Source organism: Taklimakanibacter deserti (assembly GCA_003574785.1).
This window is the reverse complement of the sequence record QORU01000005.1, coordinates 195,363-221,524: the sequence shown is the minus strand read 5'-3', so window position 1 is coordinate 221,524 and position 26,162 is coordinate 195,363. Positions and strand designations below refer to the sequence as shown.

Annotated in this window: 25 protein-coding genes; 16 read left to right on the top strand and 9 right to left on the bottom strand. The window is 61.8% G+C overall.

What is annotated here, in order from left to right; all coding sequences use genetic code 11:
• Positions 1-4: 4 nt before the first annotated feature.
• From DS839_RS12085 to DS839_RS12075, 3 genes are all read right to left on the bottom strand, one after another.
• Complete coding sequence (locus DS839_RS12085) at positions 5-538, bottom strand: GNAT family N-acetyltransferase (RefSeq protein ID WP_119270580.1); 534 nt, start codon at positions 536-538, stop codon at positions 5-7.
• Entirely contained in the window at positions 535-1,797 is a 1,263-nt protein-coding gene (locus DS839_RS12080) for an MFS transporter (protein WP_119270579.1), read from the bottom strand. Before DS839_RS12080 ends, DS839_RS12085 begins: the two co-directional genes overlap by 4 nt.
• Positions 1,798-1,874: 77 nt before the next feature.
• A complete protein-coding gene (locus DS839_RS12075) occupies positions 1,875-2,093 on the bottom strand; it encodes a hypothetical protein (RefSeq protein ID WP_119270578.1) in 219 nt (72 codons plus the stop codon).
• 445 nt (positions 2,094-2,538) lie between these two features.
• Here DS839_RS12075 and DS839_RS12070 point away from each other — a divergent pair, with 445 nt between their 5' ends.
• The 8 genes from DS839_RS12070 to DS839_RS12035 all read left to right on the top strand — a co-directional run bounded on the left by DS839_RS12070 (position 2,539) and on the right by DS839_RS12035 (position 10,304).
• Entirely contained in the window at positions 2,539-3,114 is a 576-nt protein-coding gene (locus DS839_RS12070; protein WP_162918470.1) for a hypothetical protein, read from the top strand.
• Positions 3,115-3,289: 175 nt separating this feature from the next.
• Positions 3,290-3,721: a response regulator gene (locus tag DS839_RS12065; protein WP_119270576.1), complete on the top strand. Its 432-nt coding sequence runs from the start codon at positions 3,290-3,292 to the stop codon at positions 3,719-3,721.
• Between the two features lie 51 nt (positions 3,722-3,772).
• Positions 3,773-4,234, top strand: coding sequence for a hypothetical protein (locus DS839_RS12060; protein WP_119270575.1), 462 nt, complete (start codon positions 3,773-3,775; stop codon positions 4,232-4,234).
• 69 nt (positions 4,235-4,303) lie between these two features.
• Complete coding sequence (locus tag DS839_RS12055; protein WP_119270574.1) at positions 4,304-5,431, top strand: HlyD family secretion protein; 1,128 nt, start codon at positions 4,304-4,306, stop codon at positions 5,429-5,431.
• A gap of 49 nt (positions 5,432-5,480) precedes the next feature.
• Positions 5,481-6,479, top strand: a complete 999-nt coding sequence (locus tag DS839_RS12050; RefSeq protein ID WP_368911588.1) for a DUF2955 domain-containing protein — start codon at positions 5,481-5,483, stop codon at positions 6,477-6,479.
• A gap of 38 nt (positions 6,480-6,517) precedes the next feature.
• Entirely contained in the window at positions 6,518-7,387 is an 870-nt protein-coding gene (gene ppk2, locus DS839_RS12045) for a polyphosphate kinase 2 (RefSeq protein WP_119270572.1), read from the top strand.
• A 79-nt stretch (positions 7,388-7,466) separates the two neighbouring features.
• Positions 7,467-9,155, top strand: a complete 1,689-nt coding sequence (locus tag DS839_RS12040) for a SulP family inorganic anion transporter (RefSeq protein ID WP_119270571.1) — start codon at positions 7,467-7,469, stop codon at positions 9,153-9,155.
• A 66-nt stretch (positions 9,156-9,221) separates the two neighbouring features.
• Positions 9,222-10,304, top strand: a complete 1,083-nt coding sequence (locus tag DS839_RS12035) for an AI-2E family transporter (RefSeq protein ID WP_119270570.1) — start codon at positions 9,222-9,224, stop codon at positions 10,302-10,304.
• A gap of 20 nt (positions 10,305-10,324) precedes the next feature.
• On the opposite strand, the gene DS839_RS12030 is transcribed toward DS839_RS12035, so the two are convergent.
• The gene (locus tag DS839_RS12030; protein ID WP_119270569.1) at positions 10,325-12,112 is read right to left on the bottom strand and encodes a sensor histidine kinase; all 1,788 of its coding nucleotides are present in this window, start codon (positions 12,110-12,112) and stop codon (positions 10,325-10,327) included.
• Positions 12,113-12,280: 168 nt separating this feature from the next.
• Between DS839_RS12030 and DS839_RS12025 the strand changes: the two genes are divergently transcribed.
• The 7 genes from DS839_RS12025 (at position 12,281) to DS839_RS11995 (ending at position 22,745) form a co-directional block, all read left to right on the top strand.
• Positions 12,281-13,855: an alkaline phosphatase D family protein gene (locus DS839_RS12025; RefSeq protein ID WP_119270568.1), complete on the top strand. Its 1,575-nt coding sequence runs from the start codon at positions 12,281-12,283 to the stop codon at positions 13,853-13,855.
• 137 nt (positions 13,856-13,992) lie between these two features.
• Entirely contained in the window at positions 13,993-15,219 is a 1,227-nt protein-coding gene (locus DS839_RS12020; RefSeq protein WP_119270567.1) for an SLC13 family permease, read from the top strand.
• A 151-nt stretch (positions 15,220-15,370) separates the two neighbouring features.
• Complete coding sequence (typA, locus tag DS839_RS12015; RefSeq protein ID WP_119270805.1) at positions 15,371-17,203, top strand: translational GTPase TypA; 1,833 nt, start codon at positions 15,371-15,373, stop codon at positions 17,201-17,203.
• Between the two features lie 561 nt (positions 17,204-17,764).
• Complete coding sequence (locus DS839_RS12010; RefSeq protein ID WP_119270566.1) at positions 17,765-19,711, top strand: multicopper oxidase family protein; 1,947 nt, start codon at positions 17,765-17,767, stop codon at positions 19,709-19,711.
• A 68-nt stretch (positions 19,712-19,779) separates the two neighbouring features.
• Positions 19,780-21,516: a cytochrome-c peroxidase gene (locus DS839_RS12005; RefSeq protein ID WP_162918467.1), complete on the top strand. Its 1,737-nt coding sequence runs from the start codon at positions 19,780-19,782 to the stop codon at positions 21,514-21,516.
• A gap of 54 nt (positions 21,517-21,570) precedes the next feature.
• On the top strand, positions 21,571-22,470 hold the full coding sequence (locus DS839_RS12000; protein ID WP_119270564.1) for a DnaJ C-terminal domain-containing protein: 900 nt from the start codon (positions 21,571-21,573) through the stop codon (positions 22,468-22,470).
• 2 nt (positions 22,471-22,472) lie between these two features.
• Positions 22,473-22,745 carry a chaperone modulator CbpM gene (locus tag DS839_RS11995; protein ID WP_368911545.1) on the top strand — a complete coding sequence of 91 codons (273 nt, stop codon included), beginning with the start codon at positions 22,473-22,475 and terminating at the stop codon, positions 22,743-22,745.
• Positions 22,746-22,786: 41 nt separating this feature from the next.
• On the opposite strand, the gene DS839_RS11990 is transcribed toward DS839_RS11995, so the two are convergent.
• Entirely contained in the window at positions 22,787-23,209 is a 423-nt protein-coding gene (locus tag DS839_RS11990; protein WP_119270563.1) for a hypothetical protein, read from the bottom strand.
• 190 nt (positions 23,210-23,399) lie between these two features.
• On the bottom strand, positions 23,400-24,005 hold the full coding sequence (locus DS839_RS11985; RefSeq protein ID WP_119270562.1) for a hypothetical protein: 606 nt from the start codon (positions 24,003-24,005) through the stop codon (positions 23,400-23,402).
• Positions 24,006-24,046: 41 nt separating this feature from the next.
• Here DS839_RS11985 and ppa point away from each other — a divergent pair, with 41 nt between their 5' ends.
• Positions 24,047-24,583, top strand: a complete 537-nt coding sequence (gene ppa / locus DS839_RS11980) for an inorganic diphosphatase (protein ID WP_119270561.1) — start codon at positions 24,047-24,049, stop codon at positions 24,581-24,583.
• An 18-nt stretch (positions 24,584-24,601) separates the two neighbouring features.
• Here the strand turns inward: ppa and folD are convergent, their stop codons facing one another.
• Genes folD through DS839_RS11965 form a run of 3 tightly spaced genes read right to left on the bottom strand, consistent with a single transcriptional unit; the run spans position 24,602 to position 26,096 of the window.
• Positions 24,602-25,486, bottom strand: coding sequence for a bifunctional methylenetetrahydrofolate dehydrogenase/methenyltetrahydrofolate cyclohydrolase FolD (folD, locus tag DS839_RS11975; protein ID WP_119270560.1), 885 nt, complete (start codon positions 25,484-25,486; stop codon positions 24,602-24,604).
• Positions 25,483-25,809 (bottom strand): DUF167 family protein, encoded by a 327-nt coding sequence (locus DS839_RS11970; RefSeq protein WP_162918466.1) that lies wholly within the window; start codon positions 25,807-25,809, stop codon positions 25,483-25,485. Before DS839_RS11970 ends, folD begins: the two co-directional genes overlap by 4 nt.
• Positions 25,806-26,096, bottom strand: coding sequence for a YggT family protein (locus tag DS839_RS11965; protein ID WP_119270559.1), 291 nt, complete (start codon positions 26,094-26,096; stop codon positions 25,806-25,808). The genes DS839_RS11970 and DS839_RS11965 overlap by 4 nt, the downstream gene beginning before the upstream one ends.
• Between the last annotated feature and the right edge of the window lie 66 nt (positions 26,097-26,162).

Here is a 26,162-nt window from a genome sequence, read left to right as displayed (position 1 = left end):
CACCTCACGCCGGCAACGACAAGCCGAGAGCAACGTGCACGATCTCGGACTCGCGTGTGGTGCTCATGGACAAGCCGGTATTCTCGAATAGTTTCAGCATTGCCGTGTTGCTCGCCAGTACATCCGCAACCAGTTCTTCCAACCCGGCGTTGTGGGCCAGGATCACGAGATGACGCATCAATGCGGCGCCGATGCCTTGCCTCTGGTACTGATCGACCACGGCAAAGGCTAGTTCGGCTTTTGCGGTCCGCGGGATGACGATATAACGGCCGCCGCCGATCACGACAGGCTTGCCGTTTTCATCCGCAACCGCAACCAAGGCCACGTGATGGACAAAGTCGACATTCACAAAATATGAGATTTCCTGTTCCGTGAAGTGATGCCTCGCCCCCAGAAACCGGCGAAAAATCGACTGAGGGCTGCTTCGATCAAGGGCCGAAATGAGTGCCTGCTGGTCCTGCGGCCTGAGAGCGCGGATCTCTATCGTGCGTCCATCCCGAAGCACCTCGGTCGCGGAATAACTTGCCGGTTCGATCACGGTGCCGAGCCCTCATTCGGCGCTGGTCCCTTCTCGGGATCCTCCATAGGGGCATGCGCAAGCCGCGCCGCCTGCGGGGCTAGAATCCTGAATGGCCTCTTGAGGCGCAGCGGCGACGCTCTGATCAAACTCCTGCCCAGTGAGAGGACCATCAGAACGAGTGCAGCGACAGCCATCAGATACAATATGCCATTGATCTCGAAATTGGATACCAGAATCGCTCCGGCAAGGGGCCCGGCGATGGAGCCAATCCCGTTCCACAATATGAGCCGGCCGCTGACGGCCACCACACGATCGCCCGGCATGCGGTCGTGCGCATGGGCCACAGATACGGGATACAGCGTCGACATGAATCCGCCGAGCAGGAACGAAACCAGCAGAATGGCGGGCAGACTACGCGGCATGAAGACCAAAGTGCCGGCGCTCATCGCAAGGCCGGTGCAAAGGACAGCCAGAACGACCCGTCGGTCAGAACGATCCGAGAGCCAGCCAATGGGGAGTTGGAAGGCGAGGCCCCCGAGCACGGCCGCAAGCATGCAAAATCCGATCGTCGTCCGTTCGATCCCGACGCCCTGCATCCATGCTGGAACGAGTGCATAGAAGGCGGCTGTTATGAGGCCGCTCAAAGCGGAACCCATGACGGCAACGGGAGCCGTGCGGAAGAGCTGTGCGCCGGACAGGCTTGGAGCATCCGCGGTCAAGGGCGCTTCAGCGCGAGTCGTACTGACGATGATCAATGACAAGGCAAACAAGACGCTGATGCTGCTGAACGGCGCCGCCGTTTCAACCCGTGCACCGATGATCAGGAGCTGGCCCAGGGCCAGGGCTATGAAAGTACCCAGCATATAGTGCGAGAAGATGCGCCCTCGCTCCAACGGCTTGGCCTTGGCATTCAGCCAGCTCTCCGCCGTCACGAAGATTCCGGCGCACCCAAATCCTACAATCACGCGTAAGACTATCCAGGGCCAGGCGCCGACCAAGAGCGGCATCGCCGCGGTGGCCGCGATCACCATTCCGGCGAACGCCGCATAGCATCGAATGTGGCCAATTCGCCTGATCAGCGGCGCACAGCGCAATGCACCCGCAGTGAATCCGGCGAAATAGCTGCTGAGCACCAGACCCGCCATGACCGGGTCGAAGCCCTCGAGTGCCACGCGCAATGACAAAAAAGTTCCAAAGAACCCATTCGCCAACTGAACGCCGCTCGTCGCAATGATCAGCGTGGCAGTCTCGGAGTCCTTCAATCGGCGCAGCGGCATCGCTTTGCCCCCTTATCGGCTGCCGTGGGCCGAGCTTCCCAATCTCCCGAACTTGCGCTGTCTTCCCACAAGTATCATCACGCCGACTGCCGATCGAGGGCATTGACGAAGCTGCGCACCAGAAGCCTGGCGTGACGGAGCGCCAATTTCCTTTGATCATCCGCCGGCTGCGGACCGCCGGCGCCAGGCAGTTCAGCGTGGACTTCGATATTCAACTCGCCAATATACGGAATGGAGTAACTGGCTTTTGCAGTCCGTTCGCCCTGTTGCCAGTTCAATTTCCCGGTGGGCTCCATTCCAAACTCCCGTGCTGAGTGATCTGACCGGAGGCCTGCGCCAGAGCGGGAAGCGACCTGAAATATCGCCCAGAGCGAACCGGCTGCGGAAGCCGACGCAGCAACGTACATCAGGATTATTTCATGCCGCTACCTCGCAAATTTACGAGGTTTTCGGATGTCTCAAAACCGTCTAGTCTGGGCGAAACGGTAAGTCGTAATGAAGGCCGGCAGGGAGTTCTCAATGCCGCACCGGTCATCCGACGTGTTTGCGGTATCAATCCTGATATTGGCCTCCATCGCAATCATCTCACCTTGCATGGCGGTCAAGCCCTATCCGCATCCATTGACCATGATCTGTGACGAGCTTGTGCCGCCCCCGGCCAGAGAAGCCCTTGCGGAAATTCCGGATGTGGGAAGAAAGCTTCTCGCCCTTCGAATTTATCTGCGCACCGGATCAAGGTTGGTGAAGCGGTGGAGCTGGACCGACGAACAGATCAAGGCTTTCCAGGCATCTGCCGAGCAAAAGGCGCTTCTGGACGAGGTCGCCGCCGTAAACGCTCATTTTGCCCAAGCAAATCCCGGCTTCCAACTCCATGTCAACACCAATGTCAGGAGCCTCGGCGTCCAGATCCGCAATTGGAACAACAATGAGTCCGTCGGCGTCGCTGCGGATGAGATCCTGTCCAAATGGAAGGAGGAGTTCGGATCCGATGCGCCGAGTTGGGTTGATCTCGACCCCAAAAAGGTGCGCAATTGGCTGAACGGTTTCGAGGGCACCAACAGGGCGGCAATCGCCGCACCGGGGCTGTCTTTCCATGGCCAGGCCCGCGCCCTGGATTTCCAGGTGGTCCAGAATGGAACGATGATCGCCGGCACCAGCTCGAAAGATGTCGAGCGCACTTGGCGCGTCGCTAAGTGGGACGTGAAGCTCAAAGAGAGCATATTGGCCGCGGGGCCGTCCTTCAGGGGACCGCTCACTTCCCCCGATGAGCCCTGGCACTATGAGTATGACCCCGCCAATCGGACCGCCGTGAAGTAGACCAGCGGTGATTGAGCGGGGTTCGTCCGAATTCGGCTGGCGCTTCAGGGTGAGGGTTGTGAGGCCGACCAAACTCATCCTCCGCTAGTAATATTTCATCCCGCCACCTCGCAAACTTACTAGGTCTCGCGCGACCGCCCCGACTGTAGAGTCGGACCGTCAGGCACTTCTTCGAATGCTTAAGTCTATGAATGGATCTGAAACGCGCTGCGTCTTGTTGGCCGACTCTCATCACGGGATGAGCGAGGGCGTCCGGGGTCTGCTGGCGACAAAGTTCGATGCGGTCGTCATGGTGGCCGATGAAGCTTCGTTGCTGGAGGCTGCGGATCGAATGCAGAGTAATTTGGCCGTCGTCGACCTCGCGCTGTCGCGCGGCAATGCGCTCGAGCTGGTGCGCCGCCTGCGCAGCCGGTTTCCACGAATGAAGATCGTCATCGTCAGTCTTCATGACCAGCCGAGCGTAAGCCTGTCTGTCCTGAAGGCAGGCGCGGACGGGTTTGTCGTCAAGCGGGCGATCGCGACCGAGCTGCTTGCCACGATCGATACCGTCCTCTCGAAAAGGCCGTTCGAGCTGCCTGAAGCCGGTGAGGATAGGGCGCCCCAATGAGATCCAGTTTCGCCCCCAATACACGAGTCCGTAGCTCAGGAGGAATCAAACATGGCAAATAAAACCGACAAGCCGTCGACCGCCCTGCCAACCGCAAAGCAAGTGATGGAGAAGGTGGCGCAGGCGGAGGCCGAAAGGGCCAACGAGGCCATGCGGCGTGAGGCAGCCATCGCGGCAGAGAAAAAGGCCCTGATCGACAAGTTGCAGGGGCCTTCGGGCGTCTCCGACGAGCAGGCGATGGAGCGCGTGGCGGTCATCATCCAGCGCGCCGTCAGCAACGGGCTCACCGAGGTGCAGGTCTACCGCTTCCCGAACACATTGTGCACGGATCGCGGCCGTGCCATCAACCAGCAGGAGCGCGGCTGGGAGACGACCCTTACCGGCGTGCCCAAGGAGATCTTCGAGTTCTGGAAGAGGAAGCTGCAACCGCTCGGATACAAGCTCTACGCCCAGATCGTCGAGTTTCCGGACGGCGTGCCTGGCGACGTGGGCATCACGCTCAAATGGGGTTAGACCAGTATTTGGGCGGGAACCGATCTCGGACTGGTCGAGAAGCGGGCGTCACAGTGAAGCGGAGGGCCGATGCGAAACAGGGCTGAGAGGACGTTCGAGGCCGAGGCGCCGCCGGCACCGGCAAAGACCAAGGCGCCGGCAAATCCCGTCCGCCGGGCAACACTCATTGTCCTTCTGCTCTGCGCGGCGCTTTTCACCTATAGCATCATCGCCGACCGGCTGACCCCCTATACCGACCAGGCGCGGGTACAGGCCTATGTCGTGCGCATGGCGCCCGATGTGAATGGCCGCGTCGAGAAAGTGAATGTCGTCGACAACCAGATCGCCAGAGCGGGTGACATCCTCTTCGAGATCGACCGCGAACGCTATGAGATCGCCGTCGAATCGGCGAAGGCGCAGCTTGCCGCCGCCGGCCTGTCCGTCGGCGCCTCGACCGCCGCGCTGGCATCGGCCGAAGCGCGGCTTGCCGAGGCGGAAGCAAAGCTCACCAATACGCAGGAGCAGACCGCGCGCATATTCGAAATGGTCAAGAAGGGCGTCTACTCCAAGGCGAGAGCGGATCAGGCAACGGCCGGTCTCGATGCCGCCATCGCCGACGTCGACCGGGCCAAGGCCGACGTCGAACAGGCGCGACAGAATCTGGGGCCGCAAGGCGCCGACAATCCGCAGATCCGCCAGGCCGAGGCGGCGCTCAGAACGGCGGTACGCAATCTCGTCGATACAACCTTGCGGGCGCCCTCCGACGGCGTGGTGACCAATCTGCAGCTGGCACCGGGCCAGTTCGCGGCCGCCGGCCAGGCGGTGCTGACATTCATCGACGCAGAAGCGATCTGGATCGACTGCGAGTTTCGCGAGAACAATCTCGAGAACATGAAAGTCGGTGATCTGGCCGACATCGTCCTCGACATTCGGCCGGGCCGCATCTTTCGGGGCACGGTCGAGAGCATAGGCTGGGGCGTCAACAGCCGTGACGTCGATCCGGTGACGGGCCTGCCGACATTCAAGGAGAACACCGGCTGGATACGCGATGCGCAGCGCTTCGCTGTCAGGATTCAATTCGAGCCGGAGAGCCGTCCAAAGGGGATCCGCCTCGGGTCGCAGGCGAATGTCGTCGTCTATACCGGACAAAGCTCTATAACAGATGCGATCGGCCGGCTGTGGATCGTGCTGATAGCCTATCTCAGCTATCTGGGCTGACGTGAAGTACGCTCCGCCAGATCCCGTGGCCGTCCAGCTTGCCTTCAGGATGGCGTTTGCGGCCACCATGGCCTTCGCGATTGCCGAACTCTACAAATGGGAATTCAGCTTCCTGGCGCCGATGCTGGCCATCCAGGTCCTGGCCGCCATGCCGAATGCTCCCGCCATCCGCCAGGGTGTCGCCATACCCTTGACCATCTTCATCGCGACAACGCTGGCGCTAGCGGTGTCGGCGATGTTTGCCGGCAAGCCAGGAGTCCTGCTCATTATTGTCGGACTCGTGATCTTCTGGACCTTCTATGGCCGAAGAAGCGGCGCACCGGGCGTCGTCATGCTCCTCATCCAGATCGCCTTCTGCTGCGTTCCGGTGATATCCACGATATCGTTCGATCTCGCGCAAACCTTCTCCAATGCCCTGTTGTGGGGAAGCATCGCCGCCCTTGTCACCGTCTGGATCGCCCATCTCGTCTTTCCGGCGCCAGCGCATTCGCTTCCACCAGCCGCGCCGCCGGTCAACCCAGCCGACCTTCCCCCGACCAGCGCCGCTCGGGGCGCGCTTATCGACATGATCATCCTGATGCCTATTCTCGTCGCCTTCATCATCGGCGGGAACATCAACAACATCGTCATTCTCATCATCGTCCTCAATCTGCTGCGCGAGGTCGAACCGGTTCGCAGAAGCCGCGTCGCCCTGGCATTGCTGGTCGGCAACGTCCTGGGCGGCGCATTGGGCGTGCTCGCTTACCAATTTGTCGTCCTGGCCAATAACAGTCTTGTGTTCTTCACGCTCGTGGTGCTCGCCGCGAGTCTCTGGTTCGGCGGCAGGTTCGCGCGGCGCGGCGACAGCGCCCCAGTCTATGCGATTGCGTTTGCGACGTTCCTCCTAATCCTCGGCCTTGGCGTTTCACCCCTTCCGATGGGCTCGGAAGAGGCGTTCGCGCCTCGTATCCTCAAGATATTGCTCGCCACCGCCTATACGATCGGCGCTCTCAGCCTCGTAGCCCTTCGCCGGGAACGAGCCCCGCCGGCGCGTGAGACCATCCGATGACGATGACATCCTGGAGTTCAGCGTAACAGGAGGAGACCATGGAACAGAAAGTCAGTACCAAAAACGGCAAGAACGCCAAGAACGCAAAGAACGGCAAGAACGCCAAGAACGAAGAGGCCGAAGGCAAGGCGGAGCTTTCTCGCAAGGACTATATGGCGGAGCTCAGGAAGCTACAGACCGAACTGGTCTACCTCCAGGAATGGGTCAAGGAAAGCAAGCAGCGCATCGTCGTCATCTTCGAAGGCCGCGATGCCGCCGGCAAGGGTGGATTGATCCGCGCCCTCACCGAGCGCGTCAGTCCGCGCGTGTTCAACGTGGTGGCACTTCCGGCGCCATCGGAACGTGAGAAGAGCCAGCTATATATACAAAGATACCTCCACCGTTTTCCCGCCGGTGGTGAAGTCGTCATCTTCGATCGCAGCTGGTATAATCGCGCCGGCGTCGAAGTTGTGATGGGCTTCTGCACCGAAGAGCAACGCGACAAATTTCTCCGGCTGGTGACCGCGGTCGAGAGACAGCTCATCGATGACGGCATCATACTGATCAAATACTGGTTGGAAGTGAGCAGCGCCGAGCAAAAGCGGCGCTTCGAGCAGCGCATCGAAGACCCCATGCGGCAATGGAAACTGTCGAACATGGACCTGCCGTCGCGCGAACGCTGGTATGATTATTCGCTTGCCCGTGACAAGATGCTGGACGCCACCGACACCGAGGTCTCGCCATGGCACATCGTGCGCTCCGACGACAAGCGGCGGGCGCGACTCAATTGCATCACCGATCTCCTGTCGCGCATCCCCTATAAGCGGGTGCGCCGTGACAAGGTCAAGCTTCCCAAGCGTTCGGACAAGCGTGCCTATGACGATGAGGTGACGATGGTGAAGCGCCGCTGGGTTGCCGAGAAATTCTGATGGTGCGGACATTGCCGACCATCAGGACGGACCGTCGTTCATGCCGCAGCGAAGACGAAGACCGGGAGTCTTGGCGCCCATGACGGCAGGTGATGCCCGCTTATCGCCCTTGGCGAAGTTCCGCGGTTATCGGGCCGAATGGTTGCGCCATGACTTGACGGCGGGCCTCGCCATCGCCGCCGTGGGCCTGCCGAGTGCCATCGCATATCCGGCAATCGCCGGCCTGCCGCCCGAAATGGGCATCTATTCGAGCATCGTGCCGCTCGTCGCCTATGCGCTGTTCGGCCCGTCCCGTTTCCTGATCGTCGGGCCCGATGCCGGGACCATGATCGTGCTTGCCGCCGTCCTTCTTTCGCTTGCGCCGGCGTCGGCTGGCGAGGGTGTTACCATCGCGGCGGCAATCGCCGCGATCGTCGGCGTGCTTTGCGTGCTGGGGAGCTGGCTGCGACTGGGCTTCGTCGCCAATTTTCTTTCCCGACCGATTCTCCTCGGATTCATGGCGGGCATTTCGCTGTCCATCATCATCGGCCAGATCGGCCGGTTCACCGGAGTCAAAATCGAAAGCGAAGGTCTCATCCGACCGATCGTCGAGCTTCTAGGCAAGTCAGACCTCATCAACTGGCCGACGCTCATGCTCGGCCTCGGGCTGTTTATTTTGCTGCGCCTCCTCTCCGCATGGCTGCCCGCTATTCCGGGCCCGCTGGTCGCGATTGTCCTTGCGATCGCCCTGTCCATGGGACTTGATCTCCAGGCCCTCGGGATTGCGGTTGTCGGAAACATCCCATCGCAACTGCCCACGCCGATGTTGCCCATTCCATCCGGCATATCGCTCACCGATCTGATACTCGGAGCAAGCGCCGTTCTGCTCGTAAGCTTCGGGGCAGGGATCGTGACGGCGCGAAGCTTCGGCACCATGGTCAAGGAGCCTGTCGATGCCAATCGCGAGCTCATCGGCTTCGGAGCGGCCAATATCGGCGCCGGACTTTTTGGCGGAATTCCGGTAACGGCGTCGGATTCGCGTACCGCCATCAATGTGTCCATGGGCGGCAAATCGCAGGTCGCGGGCATAGTCGCCGCCCTTACGCTCGCGATCGCCGTGCTTTTCCTCACCGACGCCTTGCAGGTCCTGCCCAGAGCGGCGCTCGGGGCCATTCTCGTATCCGCGGCGATCAGCCTGATCGACATCAGGGCGTTTACCGAATTGTGGCGGGTCAGCCGGATCGAGTTTGTCTTCGCCCTGATCGGCATGTCCGGCGCAATCGTGCTTGGGGTTCTTCAAGGGGTGATCATCGCGGTGGCCGCCACGCTGCTCTACCTCCTCATCAAGGGCCTCAGGCCTCGCGACGCCATGCTGGGCCGCATCGCCGGGCGCGACGGATTCTTCAAGCTTCACCGCCATCCGGATGCCAAGCCGATTCCCGGCATGGCGATCTGTATCTTCCAGGGCAGTCTGCTCTTCTTCAACGTGGACTTTGCAAAGAGCCGCTTCGAAGCGATCGCCGCGGCTCTGCCGCCAGGCACCCAATGGCTGATCCTCGATGCCAGCGCCATCGTGCAGATCGACAGCACGGCAGCGGCGTTGCTCGATGAGGTTCAGGCCCTGCTTGCCGCGCGCGACATCGCCTTCGGCATCGCCGAGCTTCACAACGAGCCGCGGGCGCTCCTCGAGCGGTCGGGGACATTGGCGAGGCTCGGCTCTACAATGGTCTTTGACGACCTCGAGGATGCGCGGGCCGAGTTCATGCGCCGTGCGGCATCCGGGACCTAAGAGGAGCAAGCCCAAGGGCTTGCGCCTTGCGTGTGAATCATAAATGTCGGGGACTGGAGAAACATCATGTCAGCGGACGCACCTGCATCGCTAAGCTTTTGGGCCGAGCGCACGGTTGGACTCCTGGCGATCGGCATCATTGTCTTCGGCTGTTTCTGGATCGCGCGACCGCTCCTCGGCGTGATTGTCTGGGGAGCACTGATCGCGATCACGCTGGCGCCGTTGCATCGGATGATCGCCCGCGCGCTTGGAAACCGCCCAAAGTGGGCGGCAGCGCTGCTGGTATTGGTGCTCCTGGCACTCCTTGTCGTTCCGCTATCCCTTCTGCCTGGTTCGATCGAGCGTGCCATAGACGGAATTTCGAGGATAACGAACAACTGGACGGAACTGAATCTGCCGCCACCACCGGCGTGGGTCGGCGATTTACCCTTGTTCGGACCGAAGATCAGCGAGAAATGGGCTGCGCTGAGCAGCAATTCACAAGCGCTGCTGACCAATGTGAAGCCTTTTGTCGGTCCGGCATTCCAGTGGCTTGCCGCTGAGGGAGCGTCACTGGGCCTTTCCGTCCTGCAGATACTGATTTCCATCATCCTCGCCGGAATTTTTCTCGTCAGCGAATCCGGCACGACGGCCGCGTTCGAGCGGATCGCCCATCGCCTGGCCGGGGTATCGGGCCAGAATTTGCTCAAGCTTGCCGTTCGTACCGTGCGCAATGTTGCGCAAGGGGTGATCGGGACAGCTCTTATCCAGGGGGCGCTGTCGGGGATCGGTTTCGCCATTGCTGGGATTCCGCTGGCGCTGGCGCTCGGGGTCCTGAGCTTCGGCACTTCGATGCTTCAGATCGGCACGTGGCTGGTATGGATACCGGCCGCCCTGTGGCTTTCATATCAAGGCGAATCCGGCTGGGCGCTGTTCACTGCCGTGCTTGGCATCATCATCAACGTGCTCGACAACGTCATCAAACCCCTGCTGATCGGCCGTGGCGCCGACGTTCCGCTCTGGATCATATTCATCGGCGTGATCGGCGGCATATTGACCATCGGCTTCGTCGGCATATTCATCGGTCCGATCGCGATGGCCGCGGGATACACCATACTCACCAGCTGGCTCAGCGAAGAGGCGCAACGTTACGGATATGATGGCCGATAAGACCTGGTGGGGGGCCCAGGCTACCTGCCCGCCTCCTCGGCAGGCACTGCTTCAGCAACTCTATCTCTCAAGGGTATCCAGGCCTGAACCGTGGTGCCCTGACCCGGGCTGCTTTCAATGTCCAGTCTGCCGCCAAGCGAAATGACCCTCTGTCTCATGCTGGCAAGCCCGAGGCTCATGCCCGCGCGGCGCTTCCCGGTGTCGAAGCCGGCGCCATTGTCGCGAACGGTGAGTTGCAGTCCGCCGTCGGGATTTCGCAGGTCAACCTCGGTCCGACTTGCGCCGGAGTGGCGTGCGACATTGCGTAGACTCTCCTGAGCGACGCGATAGATGCACAACGCAATGTCCTGTGGAATATTCTCGGGAGTATCGGGAGCGTTGAACTCCAGGTGAGGGAGAGATTGCGCGTAGTTGTCGCACTCCGACTTCAATGCCTCGACCAGGCCGAGGTCTCTGAGAATCGAAGGGTGGAGCCTGTAGGACAGAGCATGCACATCCTCGCTGAGCCGGACCAGTCCGTGATGCACGGATTGCGTGGCGTCCCCGGTGGAGCCTGCCGTCTCGCGCTCATGGCGGGCAGCGTTGATCGCAAGGGCTGCCAATCGCTGGGTCACGTCATCGTGCAATTCGCGCGCCAGGCGGGCACGCTCTTCCTCCTGCGCGTTGATAAGGCGCCGGCTCAGCTCGCGCGCATCCGCCTCCGAGCGGCTGCGTTGTCTCTGCTCATAGAGCAGCCAGAAAATCAGGCCAGTCTGCAGAAGAATGATGACCGAGACCGCCGTGATTTGCAGCCGGTAGCGTTCCCACAAGGTGGGATCGCGAAAATATATCGTGCTTCCCGGCGGGAGGCGGCTCTCGCTGATGCCCCAGCGCTGCAGTTCTCTCCAGTCGAACATCGGAGCCGCAAATCCGACGGGCTTTATATCCATGTCGGCCGGCCTCTCGCCGGCCAGGATGCGAACGCCGATGGCGGCGGCCTGGCGGCTTGTCTCGGCTATGGATAGAAGCGGACCGCCGACGATCTCGCGCCCGAAGAAGGATTCGTCATAAGAAAAAATAGGGGCGCTGGCGACAGAATGGAGGCTTGCCAGCGCCGTGCCGCCTTCATGCACGACACCCGCCGCGTCGACCAGCATCAGTTCCCAGAAGATCGCCGAATGCGGAGGAAGTGCCGCGGCCTGCTTCAGAATGTCCGCGAAGGACAGGGTGTCGGTCCATGAGACGGCGATCCGGCCTTCGAGGGGTTGTATTTCCTTGGCAATCTCCCGGCGCCAGAACTGCTCAATGGGAGACGTGCCGACAACCACTATCACGTTCTTCGTATCCGGCAGCACGTGCAGGATGTTTTCCATTGCCGCTAAATAGTCGATATGCACGGCAACGACGGCGTCTTTCGAGGTCAGTGTCGAGAACTGGACGCGACGCTGATCGATGGCGGTCAGAACCATGGGAGCTGCGGGGAACAGCTTTTGCCGGTGCTGCTGGACGAAACCGGCCGCCGGCGCTCCTATGCTCACGATCAGGTCTGGCGGGTTCCTGGCATAGAGGGAACGTAGATACTCGACGAAGGCGGGCTCCGTGTCGCTATCGCCGAATCGCGCGGTTACAAGGGAATGTTCCGTGATGTCCAGCGGCCATTGGGAGCGTTGATCCAGTTCGGCGCGGATGGCCTTGCCATATTCGCTCCACGGCTTGAATTCTCTGCCGAAGGAGAAAAGCAGCATAACCCGTTTGGGCTCGGCCGCGGTGGCGGCGAGCGTGGTCGACAGGAGCACGGCCAGTGCAATGCACTGCAGAAGTCTGAACACGGCCCGAAAAACCCGATAGCAGGAATGCGAGCTGAACCCCAGCAGCGTTTATTGCGCAATCAAATGATCGGCGCAACCGGTTGCGGACCCATCCGGCGTGTCATCGCTTTGTGACACGAGTCGGACAGGGTTTCGCCTCCCCCATCCAGAAGACAGGAGGCCCCTCCCATGCGCATGACCGTCAACCGCCGCAAATTTCTCGTCTCGTCAGCCACGGGCGCGCTCGCTCTGTCGGGCGGCCTTGCCATGCCGGCCATCGTGCGCGCCGCGGCGCGGCCGCAAGTGAGCCACGGCCTGCAAGCGGGCGATATCGACGCGACGTCGGGCATGATCTGGGCGCGGAGCGACCGGCCCGCCAGGCTCCAGGTCGAGGTGGCGACCACCGAAAGCTTCATCAATGCCACGCGGCTTCCCGCCGTCACCGCGCTGCCGGATTCGGATCTTGCGGCAAAGCTGCTGCTGAGCGATCTCGCGCCCGACCAGACGATCTTCTATCGCGTGAGCTTCGCCGATCTCGCCGACGTCAATGCGGTGAGCGAGCCGGTCACCGGCCAGTTCCGCACCGCGCCCTCGAGCCGCCGCGCCGTCCGTTTCGTCTGGTCGGGCGACACGGCAGGCCAGGGCTGGGGCATCAACACGCAAGACGGCGGCATGAAGACCTATGCCACCATGTTGAAGCACAATCCGGATTTCTTCATCCATTCGGGCGACACCGTCTATAGCGACGGGCCGATCAAGGCCGAAGCCGAGATCACCGGCGGCGGGGTATGGAAGAACACCGTGGCGGAAGGCGTCGAGAAGGTCGCCGAGACGCTCGATGAATATCGCGGGCGCTGGAAATACAATCTGCATGACGAAAACCTGAAAGCCTTCAACGCCAAGGTGCCGACCTATTTCCAATGGGACGATCACGAAGTGACCAACAACTGGTCGGCGGCCAAAGATCTGAGCAAGGACGATCGCTACACCGAGAAGTCGATCGGCGTGCTCTCGGCGCGGGCCGGCCGCGCCTTCCATGAGATGACGCCGATCCGCTATGTCCCGGAAGAGCCGGGCCGCGTCTATCGCAAGGTCTCCTACGGGCCGTTGCTCGACATCTTCTTCCTCGATCTCAGGAGCTATCGCGGGCCGAACGGCCCGGCGCTCGAAACCGAGATGACGCCGCAATCGCGCATCCTCGGCGAAGCCCAGACGCGCTGGCTGAAGCGCGAGCTCGGCAACTCCAAGGCGACCTGGAAGGTGATCGCCTCCGACATGCCGATCGGCATCATCGTGTGGGACAATGCCAAGGAGAAGAAGGGGGCCGAAGCCATCGCCAATGGCGACCAGGGGAAGGCCTCGGGCCGCGAACTCGAGATCGCCGATCTCTTGCGGTTCATCAAGGTGTCGAACATCCAGAATGTGGTGTGGCTGACGGCGGATGTGCATTACACCGCGGCGCATTACTACACGCCGGACAAGGCGCAGTTCCAGGATTTCGTCCCCTTCTGGGAGTTCGTCTCAGGCCCCATCCATGCCGGCACTTTCGGACCCGGCGATCTCGACATGACCTTCGGGCCCGACCTCAAATTCGTGAAAGCGCCGACGAAAGAGCAGGGCCAGAACCTGCCGCCCTCGGCGGGCCTCCAGTTCTTCGGCATCGTCGATATCGACGACAAGACCGAGCAGATGAGCGTCCGGCTCATGGATCGCGACGACAAGGAGCTCTACAAAGTGACGCTCGATCCCGAGCGGATGGGGTAGTTTGCTGCCGTGATCCACAATCTGGGCGGCGCTGCTCGGGTGGCAAGAATTCAATAGGCCCGGGGTGACGGAGTTGTGTTTGCGGGCGGAGGAAGGCGTGATACACCCGCTCTTTCTTCCTTCGCAATCGTCTCACCGTGACCACCCTCGCCGTCATCGTCTTCATCCTCGTCTATGTCGGCATGGCGCTCGGCCGGGTGCCGGGCCTCGCCGTCGACCGCACCGGCGTGGCGCTGCTCGGCCTCATCGTGCTCCTGGCTTCGGGTGATCTCACGCTCGATGCGGCGGGCCGCGCCGTCGACATGCCGACGATCGCGCTGCTCTTCGCGCTGATGATCCTTTCCGCCCAGTTCGAGCAATCGGGCTTCTACGGTTTCGTGGCGGAACGCGTGACCCATGCGGCGCGCAATCCCAAAACCCTGCTCGCCCTTCTCATCGTGGTGACGGGGGTCCTTTCGGCCATCCTCACCAATGACGTGATCGCTTTCGCCTTCACGCCGCTCATCTGCTCAGGCCTCCTCAGGCAGAAGCTCGATCCACGGCCATATCTCGTGGCGCTGGCGGGCGCTGCCAATGCCGGCTCGGCTCTGACCCTCATCGGCAATCCGCAGAACATCCTGATCGGGCAGGCGGGCGGCCTCGATTTCTGGCGCTATATCGCCATCGCCGCACCGCCGGTGATCCTGTCGCTCGCTTTCGTCTATGGCGCCGTCGTCCTGACCTGGAAGACATCGCTCACGGCATCGAGCTCCGATACGCCATCCGAGCCCGTGACCCTCGACCGTTTCCAGACCGCGAAAGGGCTCATCGCCATAGCGGCGCTGATCGTGCTGTTCCTCACCCCCTTGCCGCGCGAGCTCGGCGCGCTCGCGGTGGCGGGCGTCCTTTTGCTCTCGCGGCGGCTCTCGTCCCGCGAGATGATCGGCGCCGTCGACTGGCATCTGCTTCTGCTCTTCACCTGCCTCTTCGGCGTCACCGCCGCCTTCGCCGAGACCGGTCTGGCGCAGGAAGGATTGCAGGGACTGGCCCAGGCGGGCTTCCTGCCGCAGAGCCTTTCGGTCATGCTGCCGCTGACGCTCGCTTCCTCCAACACCATCGGCAACGTGCCGGCGGTCATCCTGATATTGAAACTTCTGCCCGACCTTCCCGATGGCGTCCTGTCGGGCCTGGCGCTGCTCTCGACCTTCGCCGGCAACCTCTTGCTCACCGGCTCCTTGTGCAACATCATCGTCGCCGAAAGGGCCGCGGCCTCGGGCGCCCGGCTGAGCTTCGCCGATTTCGCCCGCTCCGGCATACCGATGACGCTGGCAAGCCTCCTCGCCGCCGCCCTCTGGCTCTGGTTCACGGGTTATATGCCATTGTAAAGGCTAAGGAATTACAGGGCTCGCCTTTGCCCCTGGACCGTGCTAAGGCCCCGCCCGAAACCAGAGCGGGAATGTGGGGCGGGAAACCGTCACACCTTTGTCCCGCTCTTATTGTTCCTTGAATCCGTTTTCGAGAAAGACTCAGCGCATCATGAACCTGCGCAACATCGCCATCATCGCCCATGTCGACCATGGCAAGACCACCATGATCGACCGGCTGCTCGCCCAGTCCGGCGCCTTCCGCGACAACCAGAAGGTCGCCGAGCGCGCCATGGATTCGAACGACCTCGAGCGCGAGCGCGGCATCACCATCCTCGCCAAGGTGACGTCGCTCGTGTGGAAGGACACGCGCATCAATATCGTCGATACGCCGGGCCATGCCGATTTCGGCGGCGAGGTCGAGCGCATCCTCAATATGGTCGACGGCGCGGTGCTCCTGGTCGATGCCGCCGAAGGTCCGATGCCGCAGACGAAATTCGTGCTGCAGAAGGCGCTCAAGATCGGCCTGAAGCCGATCGTCGCCATCAACAAGATCGACCGGCCCGACCAGCGCCATGTCGAGGTGGTCAACGAGGTGTTCGACCTCTTCGCAGCACTCGATGCGAGCGACGAGCAGCTCGACTTCCCCATCCTCTACGGTTCCGCCAAGCAGGGCTGGATGGCCGAGAAGCCGGAAGGCCCGCAGGAGTCGATGGCGCCCTTGTTCGACATGGTGGTGCGTCATGTGGCGCCGCCGGTCGTCGAGGAGGGACCCTTCCGCATGCTGGTGACGACGATCGAGGCCAATCCGTTCCTCGGCCGCGTGCTCACCGGGCGGGTGCGCTCCGGCAGCGTCAAGGCGAACCAGCCGGTCAAGGCGCTGGCGCGCGACGGCAAGCTCGTCGAGCAAGGCCGCATCTCGAAAGTGCTGGCCTTCCGCGGCCTCGAACGCCAACCCGTTGACGAAGTTCAAGCCGGCGACATCGTCGCCATAGCGGGTCTCACCCAGGCGACGGTCGCCGACACGATCACCGATCCCGCCTTGAGCGAGCCCATCGCCGCGCAGCCGATCGATCCGCCGACGCTCACCATGGCCTTCCGCATCAATGACGGGCCGCTCGCCGGCAAGGAAGGCGACAAGGTGCAGAGCCGCGTCATCCGCGAGCGCCTCTTCCGCGAGGCGGAAGGCAATGTCGCCCTGCGCGTCAGCGCTTCGGCAACCGAGACCGATGCCTTCGAAGTGGCGGGGCGCGGCGAGTTGCAGCTCGGCATCCTGATCGAGACGATGCGCCGCGAGGGCTTCGAGCTCACCGTGGGCCGGCCGCGCGTGGTGTTCCGCACCGACGAGGCGACGGGCCAGAGGCTCGAGCCGATCGAGGAAGTAACCGTCGACGTCGATGAGAATTACACCGGCATCGTGGTGCAGAAACTGTCGGAGCGGCGCGCCGAGATGAAGGACATGCGGCCCTCGGGCACCGGGCGCCAGCGCATCGTCTTCCATGCGCCCACCAGGGGTCTCATCGGCTACCAGTCGGAGCTCCTGTCGGACAGCCGCGGCACCGCCATCATGAATCGCATCTTCCATTCCTATGCGCCGCATGTCGGCGAGATCCCCGGCCGCCATACCGGCGCCCTCATCTCCAATGGCGATGGCGAGGCGGTCGCCTATGCGATCTTCAACCTGCAGGACAGGGGCCCCATGTTCATTGATCCGGGCACCAAGGTCTATGCCGGCATGATCATCGGCGAGCACACGCGCGGCAACGACCTCGAGCTCAATGTGCTCAAGGGCAAGAAGCTCACCAATGTCCGCGCCGCCGGCAAGGACGATGCGGTGCTGCTGACGCCGCCGATCCGCATGACGCTCGAAAAGGCGCTCGCCTATGTCGGCGAGGACGAGCTTGTCGAGGTGACGCCGCAATCGATCCGCCTGCGCAAGACGCTGCTCGATCCGCATGAGAGAAAGCGCGCCAGCCGGGCCAAGGAAGCCGAGAGCGCGGCGTGATTTAGGCGTCCGACGCCGCGAGCGGAGCAAGCGCCCGCGACGCCCTGTGGGCCGCGCGACATAATTTCTTAACAGGCAGCTACAACAATGAATTGTTGAGCGCCTTTCCGTGCTTTTGCCCGGCGGAACTCGCCAAGAGATGCTGAGGTAATTGCTACGCTCGGCGTCCACGGGTCAAGACTCGTGCTCCGCGTGATTGATTCCGCCGCGCTTCAGGCCTTGACCGGCAAGGCGCCCTAGGGTGTCCCAGCTTGGGGCCTGTCTCGGCCTTCGCCAGCGCGCGGCCGTCACCGGAAGTTCCCGTTTTGGAATTGAAGTTGCGCAAATGCTCCAACCTGTCATAAGGTAAAATCTGGATGACGTAGGGGGACACTCATGCAATCGCGGCACGTGTTCGTTAGGGGGCAATGGCTCGGCCGATTGCGGCCTTCGTATCCAGCATCAAGGAAACTTTGGGAGCTGCGTCAAGGGTGAGCCTGAAGGAGGCAGCCAAGGTGCAGGCTCGTCAGCTCGGATCGCCGGGGTGGCTTTGGAGACATACCAACAAGTAGCGGGGGACGGATGCGCATTTACCATGAAATTCTTGCTGTCGCCGCCGGGGCGGCAAGCCTTGTGCTTCTCGCGGAATCGCCGGTTTTCGGCGAGCCGCTTAGTGACCTGACAAAGCCGTCTTGCTCAAGCGTCGATGCCGATTATGGCGGCGCGCCCCCGAAGATGTCGCCGAACTGCAAGGCTCCGCCGGCTGATGGTCGTCATGATATTCTCGAAGTCTCGCTCAAGGCGGCGCGCGGACCGGCGCAGATCGGCGACTTCCTGGTCACGGATGCGTATCTCTATAACGACAGCTACACGCCTGAGGTGTGGAGCGTCGATCCCGGCGACAAGATTTCGATCGCCTTTGACAACAGCTTGAGCGGTACTGCCGGGTTCCGCACCAATCTTCATAGCCATGGCCTGATTGTTTCGCCGAGCAACGCGCCGGGCGCGCCGACGGAAAAGCTGGGTGACAATGTCTACGCCCTTGTCTACGCCCAAGGTGCCGAGGCCCAAGACCACTCGGCGCATTCGTCGTCGAACGCCGTTCCCATGCGAAATTTCGAAAAGACGGCAGAATATCTGATCGATGTTCCGAAGGATCATCCCAAGGGCCTCTTCTGGTACCACCCCCACCCGCACGGGGTTTCCGGGCCGCAGATCATCGGCGGCATGGCGGGATTCCTGACCGTCGGCCAGCCTTCCGACTACATCGCTCATGAGGTGAAAGAAGGGGAGATCGAAGAAAAGCTCCTGATGCTCAAGGACACGCAGGTCACGCGCCAGCCCGGCGCCAAGGAGTGGCAGATCAACGACAAATACGACGCCGGCAACTGCGGCGATTCGGCCAGAAAGGAAAATGGCGTCTGTTTCAAGGACGATAACAACGCCTGGGTCTTCCCCGTCAACGGTCAGATCTACCCGACCATCGAGGTGAAAGAGGGTGTCGGGCAGCTCTGGCGGATTGGCAATCTCGGTGCCAACGCCACCTATCAGCTCGAGCTGGTCGAAATCGCCGATAACGGCAAGGAAACGCTGCTGCCGTTCCAGATCATCGCCAATGACGGCGTGGCGATCGGACGCGCGGCCGGCCAGAAACCGCTGATCCAGGAAAAGCTCCTGGTCATGCCCAGCGCGCGCATCGAGGTGCTGGTCCGCCATCCGGGTGCTGCGGGAAAAGCGAAGCGGGCAATCTTCCGGACGATCGGTTTCGACACCGGGGCGACGCCGGGCGACGGTGACACGTGGCCCGCGATCAACCTTGCCGAGGTGGTGTTCGCCGACACGCTTCCCGATTCCGACAAGGATTCCGGTTTCGCGCTCGTGACGGACGGCAGTGCGGCAATCGACCTCAAAACTCTGAATGCGACGTCCGGCGATGCCGATTGTCCGCGCCTTGCGCAGGGCGAGGTTCGCATGGTCGCCTTCGATATACCTGGGGTTCCAGCCAGCGAAAGATCCCGCCCCGGCTTCACGCCACCACGTGGCTGCACGGCCAATCAGACGTTCCAGATCATCGGCAGCGTCGTCACCAAAGTGACAGACGACTCGTCATTCAAGGCGGTTCTGTCGGCGTTCGACCAGGCCGTTGGCGACAAATATTCCCGGTCGTTCAAAGAGGCGCCGCAGGCCTATCGCGGCAAGTGTTTCGACGGCGCGCTCGACACCTGCGTCCCCTATCCCTCGGTCGAGGAATGGTGGGTGGTCAACGCGTCGAGCGAAGCTCACAATTTCCACATTCACCAGACGCGGTTCGAAGTGCTGGAAGTGCGCGGCGCCAGCAGTGACTTCACACCGATCCCGAACGTCCTCGAGGACAATTATCCGGTCCTCGCGGGTCAGGCCATCAAGGTGAGGATTGCGCTGAACCGGCAGGAGCAGATCGGTACATTCGTCTATCACTGCCACATCCTTCAGCACGAAGACAAAGGCATGATGGCGGCGATCGAGGTGCGCAAGATCAAACCGAAATGAGGCGGCCAATGTCGGGGGAAACGCATTCGAAACGGAGCGCGGCGATCGCCTTCACGGTCGTCGCCGGCATGGGCCTGCTGGCGGTATCGCGCGCGGCATCGCAAGATCAGGCGTCCGAGCCTTACAATCCATATCCTCCCGGCATCTTGCCGGCGGATGTCGCTGCTGAAACGGCAAGGGTTCGGGACGAAGTCCGGAAGGCCTTTGATCGAGTCCTCAAGGAATGGAAGGACCTGGGTCCGCTTACGCGGCAGGGAAATCCGCCGAGCATCGCCGACAGAGGCTATGCGGCGACCAGCCTTCTCGGCGAGCTGATGAACTACGACGAGACCATTTCGGTCAACAGAAACCAGGCCTGCGCCTCCTGTCACATGCCCTATACCGGGTTCGGCGGCCCCATCCCATCCGTCAATCTCACCATGGCCGCCTATCCCGGGTCGGCGCATTTTCGCGCCGCCGTACGGACGCCGATGCGTTACAGCTACGCATCGAGATTCCCGGTGCTGTACTACGACCAGGCGCAACAGGACTTCTATGGCGGGAACTTCTGGGACGGCCGGGCCACCGGGTATCAGTTGCAGAACCCCAATGCCGAGCAAGCCATGGACCCTCCGGTCAGCGCGGGAGAGATGGGCTTCGCCGACACGGCTTGCATCACTTACCGCCTCTCTGAGGCGCAATATCGGCCTCTATTCGAAGACGTCTGGGGGGCAGGGTCGCTCGATATCGAATGGCCGGCGGAGACGGAAAAGATCTGCTCGACGCCCGCGGGCGCCTCGGAATTCGGCAACAGCGCGACACCGCTGCCGCTCCGTCCGGGGGAACGGACCAGGTCGGACACGGCGTACGCTCACTGGGGTCAATCGATCTCTCTCTATCAAAGCTCGCCCAATGTCATCGCCTTTTCATCCAAGTTCGACGCCTATCTCGCCGGGAACTATGCTCTGACGACGCAGGAAATGGCCGGCTACAAGCTTTTTCGCGGCAAGGGCAACTGCAACTCCTGCCATCTTGACGGCGCCTCGACCCTTCTGGCCGATGGCACTGCAGATACGGGTGCTGCGGCCGATGCTGCTCCGCTGTTCACCGACTTTACCTATGCCAACATCGGCTTGCCGCTCAATCCGAGGGTGCCTTCCTACTACGAGACGGTGGCGGACTCGCACGGGTTCACGCCCAACCCTTCGGGTTTCGGCTTCAGGGATTTGGGCATGGGCAACTTTCTCAGAAGCGTCAACGGCACCAATCCCAATGCGGATTGGACCAGTCTGGCACCGCAGTTCGACGGGGCCATGCAAGTGGTTTCCGCGCGCAATGCTGCCTTGACGCCGTCGCAGTGCCCGACGACCGAAGCGGGTCAGATCGACGCAGACGGCAAGCCCGTCCCCTATTTCCAAAAGGGATTCTTTCACAACGGCTACATCAAAAGCCTGAAGCAGCTGGTTCATTTCTACAACACGCGCGATCTTCACGCCTACCCCGTCACCTCGGGTAACTGCCCGGCCGGAAAGACGGAGCGGGTCGATTGCTGGCCGATGCCCGAGGTACCCAATAATGTCGACAAGACGATCGGCAATCTCGGACTGACCGGTGAGGAAGAGGATCAGATCGTGGCCTTTCTTCAGACGCTGACCGACGGTTACACCACACCCTTTCCCAACCGGGATCTTTTCGCCGGCAAGTGCCAGACGGGCGGGTCGGCGGCAACCCAAGGCAACGAAACCCTGATCGCGGCGCCGGATCTTCCGACCTGTTCGCGCGAAATATGCGGCGTTGCGCCGGAACCGCAACCGCCAATCCGTTAGTGGTGAAGGTAGGAATTCTTGTCGGTCTGCCGGAAGGCGGCTAGACTTCCCGGCATGACCGATCCTTACGAAACTCTGGGTGTTTCCAAGACCGCTTCGGCGGAGGAAGTCCAGAAAGCCTATCGCCAGCTCGCCAAGAAGCTCCATCCCGACCTCAATCCCGGTGATAAGAGTGCTGAGGAGAAGTTCAAGGATGTCACGGCGGCCTATGATCTCCTGGGAGACAACGAGAAGCGCGCGCGCTTTGATGCCGGCGAGATCGACGCGCAAGGAGCGGAGAAGCCGCAGCGCCGCTATTACCGCGATTTCGCCGATCGCGGCGAGACGGGCCCGTTCACCTCCGATTCCGGCTATGCCGATCTCAACGACGCCGACATCCTGTCCGAGATCTTCGGGAGGCGCGGCGCCAATATGAAGATGCGCGGCGGCGATGTGCGCTATCACCTCGCGGTCGACTTCCTCAGCGCCGTCAATGGGGCCAAGCCGCAGCTGGCGCTGCCCGACGGCTCGGAGATCACCGTCACCATCCCGCCCGGCACGCGTGACGGGCAGGTCTTGCGGCTCAAGGGCAAGGGCCGGCCCGGCTATAATGGCGGCGAGCCCGGCGACGCCCTGATCGAGATCGAGGTGCGCCCGCATCCGCAATTCACCCGCAAGGACGACGACATCCATCTGGAATTGCCGATCTCGCTCGCCGAGGCGGTGCTGGGCGGCAAGGTCAAGGCGCCGACGCCCTCAGGCGCCGTCATGCTGAGCGTGCCCAAGGGCGCCAATAGCGGGACCACACTCAGGCTCAGGGGCAAAGGCGTCGCGAAAGCCAATGGCGGCCATGGCGATCAATATGTGACGCTGAAAGTGGTGCTGCCCGACAAGCCCGATCCCGAGCTCGAGGAATTCATCGCGCGCTGGAGCAAGGCCAAAGCCTATGATCCGCGCCGGACGATGGAGGTGTGATCATGGTCAAGAAAACCACCGTTTTCGTCACTGCCCGCTATGATGAAGAGATGCTGCGCACATGGGCCGCCGCCGGTTGGATATCGATCGAGGAGAGCCAGGTCGGAGAGCCTCTATCGGAAGTCGACACGGCGCGTTGCAATCTCATCTGCGATCTCAAGCACGATATCGGCGTCAATGACGAAGGGATCGACGTGATCCTCAATCTGCTCGACCAGATCCATGGGCTGCGGCGGGCCTTGCGCGAGACGCTCGGTGACACCAAGCGGAGGTGAAATACTCTCGCTCCTCGCGATCGCCGTTGCTCAACGGCCCGCTATCGGCAATCCCCACCTATCGTGTTGATGTCATCGACCTCGCCATGCGAAACAACTGTGCCGAGAAAGCTCGGACCCGAATGTCCGAGGCCGCCAGTGGCGATTACGCGCATGTCCGAGTCTTTGCGGTCGAACCATTGCCATTCAATCGAACCGGTCAGGACGCGGATATCCGAGCCAGCCTGTTGCTGATCGCTGGTCATCGTTCCCATGGAGCAGAGGTTCTCGATGCAGACTTTCACAGACTGGTCGGAGGCTTGATATTTGAAGGTAATGTCGCTGCCGACAACGCCGCCCGTCGGCGATTTTTGGCTGCAGAAATCCGGTGCGCAAGCGACTCTGAACAGTACGCGGCATTCCAAATCGGTGCTGCCGACGTCGGCCGCATAAGCGGGCACGTTCAACGACAGCGCCGAAGCCATGAGAATGCAAGCTCGCTTATTGCCTACTGGGACATAGCTCAACATCGGCATGCCCTCACATAAAATGATAAACGATAGTCCCGAAATCTATCGCACTTCTGCGCTGTTGCAACATATTTCCGTGTGCGTGACTTTTGCGGTCATCGCCGCAAAAGCCAAATTCGATTTAAATTGAGCGACGACTAGGTGATTACTCTTCCCGGTACGGCCCGCCGGGGCAGGGGATGCCGCTGGCATAGTCGGTGGCGATGCCGCCCAATGATGAGAAGACTTCCGGCATGTCCTTGGCGCAATTGAAGGTCGCCGCCTCCTCGTCGGCGCGCTGGCGCGCCACGTCATTCGCTTCCGCATATTTCGTGTCGATATAGGCGATGTGGCAGGCCTCTTTGTCGGAGACCTTGGTGACGACGAGCCAGTTCTGCTTCACGGGATTGCCGCCGTCGGTGTTCTGCGTGGTGAACCAGCGCAAGATGGTGGCGAAAGGCTTGCCCGCGCTCATACGCCATTCGACGCGCGGGCCCAGCGAGTTGAACGCGCCAAAGGTCTGCATCGAGGCGCATTGTGCCGGCGCCATCTTGCCGAAGCCGACGAAGCTCCTGAGATCGCCCTCCCAGACGCGCACCTCATGGTCCTTGATGCCGGGGCACGACCATTCGCCGCCTTCGCCCTCATCCTCGAAGAGCGCGAGTTTAAGGCATTTCTTGAGATCGAGATCGCTATAGACGCTGGTCGCCTCATCGGCCGCTGCGGAAAGCGGTGCCAGGCTCAAGATTATTGGAAAGACAAGCCTTTTCATGCCATGTAGGGTCATTGTTCTTTTCACGGAGTATCCCCTTCATGCGTATTGATGCCATATCGATCGGCAAGAATCCACCGAAGGAAGTCAATGTCATCGTCGAAGTTCCGGTGGGCGGCGAGCCGATCAAATATGAGATGGACAAGGCGGCGGGCACGCTGGTCGTCGACCGCTTCCTCTATACGTCGATGCGCTATCCGGGCAATTACGGCTTCATCCCGCACACGCTGTCGCTCGACGGCGATCCCTGCGACGTGTTGATCGCCAATCAGCGGGGCATCGTGCCGGGCGCGGTGATGTCGGTCAGGCCGGTCGGCGTGCTCTTCATGCAGGACGAGGCGGGCGGTGATGAGAAGATCGTCGCGGTGCCGGTGCCGAAGCTCACGCGCCGCTATGAGAATGTGCACAACTATACTGACCTGCCGGAGATCACGCGGCATCAGATCCAGCATTTCTTCGAGCACTACAAGGATCTCGAGACCGGCAAATGGGTCAAGGTGAAGGGCTGGGGCGACGCGGCCGCGGCCGAGAACATGATCCTCGAAGCGATCGAGCGGGCGAGACAGGCGAAAGCATAGCGCTCCGCCGACACACCCTCACATTTCAGGAACAGGCAGCGATTTCTGCGCGCAGGCGGCGCGCACCGTGTTGTGCAAGAGGCAGGCGATGGTCATCGGGCCGACGCCGCCCGGCACCGGCGTGATCGATCCCGCCACCGCGGCGCAAGAGGCATAGTCGCAGTCGCCGACGAGCTTCGCCTTGCCGTCGCGCTCGATGCGGTTGATGCCGACATCGATGACGCAGGCGCCGGGCTTGATCCAGTCGCCCTTTACCATCTCGGGGCGCCCGACGGCGGCGATGACGAGATCGGCGCGACGAACGACTTGGGGCAGGTCCTTGGTCCTCGAATGAGCGATGGTGACGGTGCAGTTCTCGGCGAGGAGGAGCTGCGCCACCGGCTTGCCGACGATGTTGGAGCGGCCGATGACCACGGCCTCGAGGCCTTCGAGCTTCTTACCCAGCGCATCCTTGGCGAGCATGACGGAGCCGACCGGCGTGCAGGCGACGAGCGCATCCTGGCCGGTCGACAGCTTGCCGACATTCACCACATGGAAGCCATCGACATCCTTGGCGGGGTCGAGGGCGCTCAGCACCTTGGACGAATCGATCTGCTTGGGCAGCGGCAGTTGCACCAATATGCCATGCACGGCCGGGTCCTTGTTGAGCTTGTCGACCAGAGCGAGGAGCTCCTTCTCCGAGGTCGAGGCATCGAGCCGGTGCTCCCAGGAATTCATGCCGACCTCGACCGTCTGCTTCGCCTTGTTGGCGACATAGACCTTGCTCGCCGGATCCTCGCCGACCAGCACCACGGCGAGGCCGGGCTTCAGCCCGTGCTTGGCTTCGAGCTCTTTCACCGCATTGGCGATGCGGGCGCGCAAGCCCTCGGCATAGGCTTTTCCATCGATGATCTTTGCGGTCATGAGCTCTGGTCCTGGATGATATCGTTGAGTTTCTGGCGGATGGTGACGGGGTCTCCGGCGATCCTGACCGTCTTCAGGCGGTCGGTCGCGCCGGCGGCGATGGCGAAGGACCGCTTGGGCAGGCCCAGAGCCTCGGCCAGAAGCTCGATAGCGGCTTCATTGGCCTTGCCCTTTTCCGGTTGCGCCCTGACTTTGACCTGGAGCGACAGTTTGCCGTCGGCGCCGGTATGAAGGCCGGCGATCTGGCCTCGCGCGGATTTCGGCGTGACGCGAATGAAGAGAAGGCCGCCTCCGTCATCGGGCTTGAAGGGAAGCCCGCTCACACGAAGAGCCGCGGCCCATATTCCCACAGCAGGCTGCGGAGGAACCAGATGGCGATGAGGGCGATGAGGGGCGAGATGTCGATGCCGCCGAGATCGGGAAGGATGCGGCGGATGGGGCCCAGCACCGGCTCGGTGATCCGGTAGAGCGCATAGCGGATCTGGCGGACGATGTCGTTGTGGCCGTTGATGATGTTGAAGCCGATGAGCCAGCTCATGATCACCACGGCGATGATGATCCAGGTGTAGATGTTGAGAATGAGGTCGATCAGGTTGAGGATGGAGAACATGCGCGCCTCTGGTGGGGGATCGGGCCTGAGATTTAGAGGTCCGGGGGGCCCGGCGCAAGGCGGCCA

What these genes read in the sequence shown, in the direction of transcription:
- DS839_RS12080 (WP_119270579.1), bottom strand. Translation starts at nt 1,797, where the DNA reads ATGCCGCTGCGCCGATTGAAGGACTCCGAGACTGCCACGCTGATCATT.
- DS839_RS12075 (WP_119270578.1), bottom strand. Translation starts at nt 2,093, where the DNA reads ATGGAGCCCACCGGGAAATTGAACTGGCAACAGGGCGAACGGACTGCA.
- DS839_RS12065 (WP_119270576.1), top strand. Translation starts at nt 3,290, where the DNA reads ATGCTTAAGTCTATGAATGGATCTGAAACGCGCTGCGTCTTGTTGGCC.
- DS839_RS12060 (WP_119270575.1), top strand. Translation starts at nt 3,773, where the DNA reads ATGGCAAATAAAACCGACAAGCCGTCGACCGCCCTGCCAACCGCAAAG.
- DS839_RS12055 (WP_119270574.1), top strand. Translation starts at nt 4,304, where the DNA reads ATGCGAAACAGGGCTGAGAGGACGTTCGAGGCCGAGGCGCCGCCGGCA.
- DS839_RS12050 (WP_368911588.1), top strand. Translation starts at nt 5,481, where the DNA reads ATGGCGTTTGCGGCCACCATGGCCTTCGCGATTGCCGAACTCTACAAA.
- ppk2 (WP_119270572.1), top strand. Translation starts at nt 6,518, where the DNA reads ATGGAACAGAAAGTCAGTACCAAAAACGGCAAGAACGCCAAGAACGCA.
- DS839_RS12040 (WP_119270571.1), top strand. Translation starts at nt 7,467, where the DNA reads ATGACGGCAGGTGATGCCCGCTTATCGCCCTTGGCGAAGTTCCGCGGT.
- DS839_RS12035 (WP_119270570.1), top strand. Translation starts at nt 9,222, where the DNA reads ATGTCAGCGGACGCACCTGCATCGCTAAGCTTTTGGGCCGAGCGCACG.
- DS839_RS12025 (WP_119270568.1), top strand. Translation starts at nt 12,281, where the DNA reads ATGCGCATGACCGTCAACCGCCGCAAATTTCTCGTCTCGTCAGCCACG.
- typA (WP_119270805.1), top strand. Translation starts at nt 15,371, where the DNA reads ATGAACCTGCGCAACATCGCCATCATCGCCCATGTCGACCATGGCAAG.
- DS839_RS12010 (WP_119270566.1), top strand. Translation starts at nt 17,765, where the DNA reads ATGCGCATTTACCATGAAATTCTTGCTGTCGCCGCCGGGGCGGCAAGC.
- DS839_RS12005 (WP_162918467.1), top strand. Translation starts at nt 19,780, where the DNA reads ATGGGCCTGCTGGCGGTATCGCGCGCGGCATCGCAAGATCAGGCGTCC.
- DS839_RS12000 (WP_119270564.1), top strand. Translation starts at nt 21,571, where the DNA reads ATGACCGATCCTTACGAAACTCTGGGTGTTTCCAAGACCGCTTCGGCG.
- DS839_RS11995 (WP_368911545.1), top strand. Translation starts at nt 22,473, where the DNA reads ATGGTCAAGAAAACCACCGTTTTCGTCACTGCCCGCTATGATGAAGAG.
- DS839_RS11990 (WP_119270563.1), bottom strand. Translation starts at nt 23,209, where the DNA reads ATGGCTTCGGCGCTGTCGTTGAACGTGCCCGCTTATGCGGCCGACGTC.
- DS839_RS11985 (WP_119270562.1), bottom strand. Translation starts at nt 24,005, where the DNA reads ATGAAAAGGCTTGTCTTTCCAATAATCTTGAGCCTGGCACCGCTTTCC.
- ppa (WP_119270561.1), top strand. Translation starts at nt 24,047, where the DNA reads ATGCGTATTGATGCCATATCGATCGGCAAGAATCCACCGAAGGAAGTC.
- folD (WP_119270560.1), bottom strand. Translation starts at nt 25,486, where the DNA reads ATGACCGCAAAGATCATCGATGGAAAAGCCTATGCCGAGGGCTTGCGC.
- DS839_RS11965 (WP_119270559.1), bottom strand. Translation starts at nt 26,096, where the DNA reads ATGTTCTCCATCCTCAACCTGATCGACCTCATTCTCAACATCTACACC.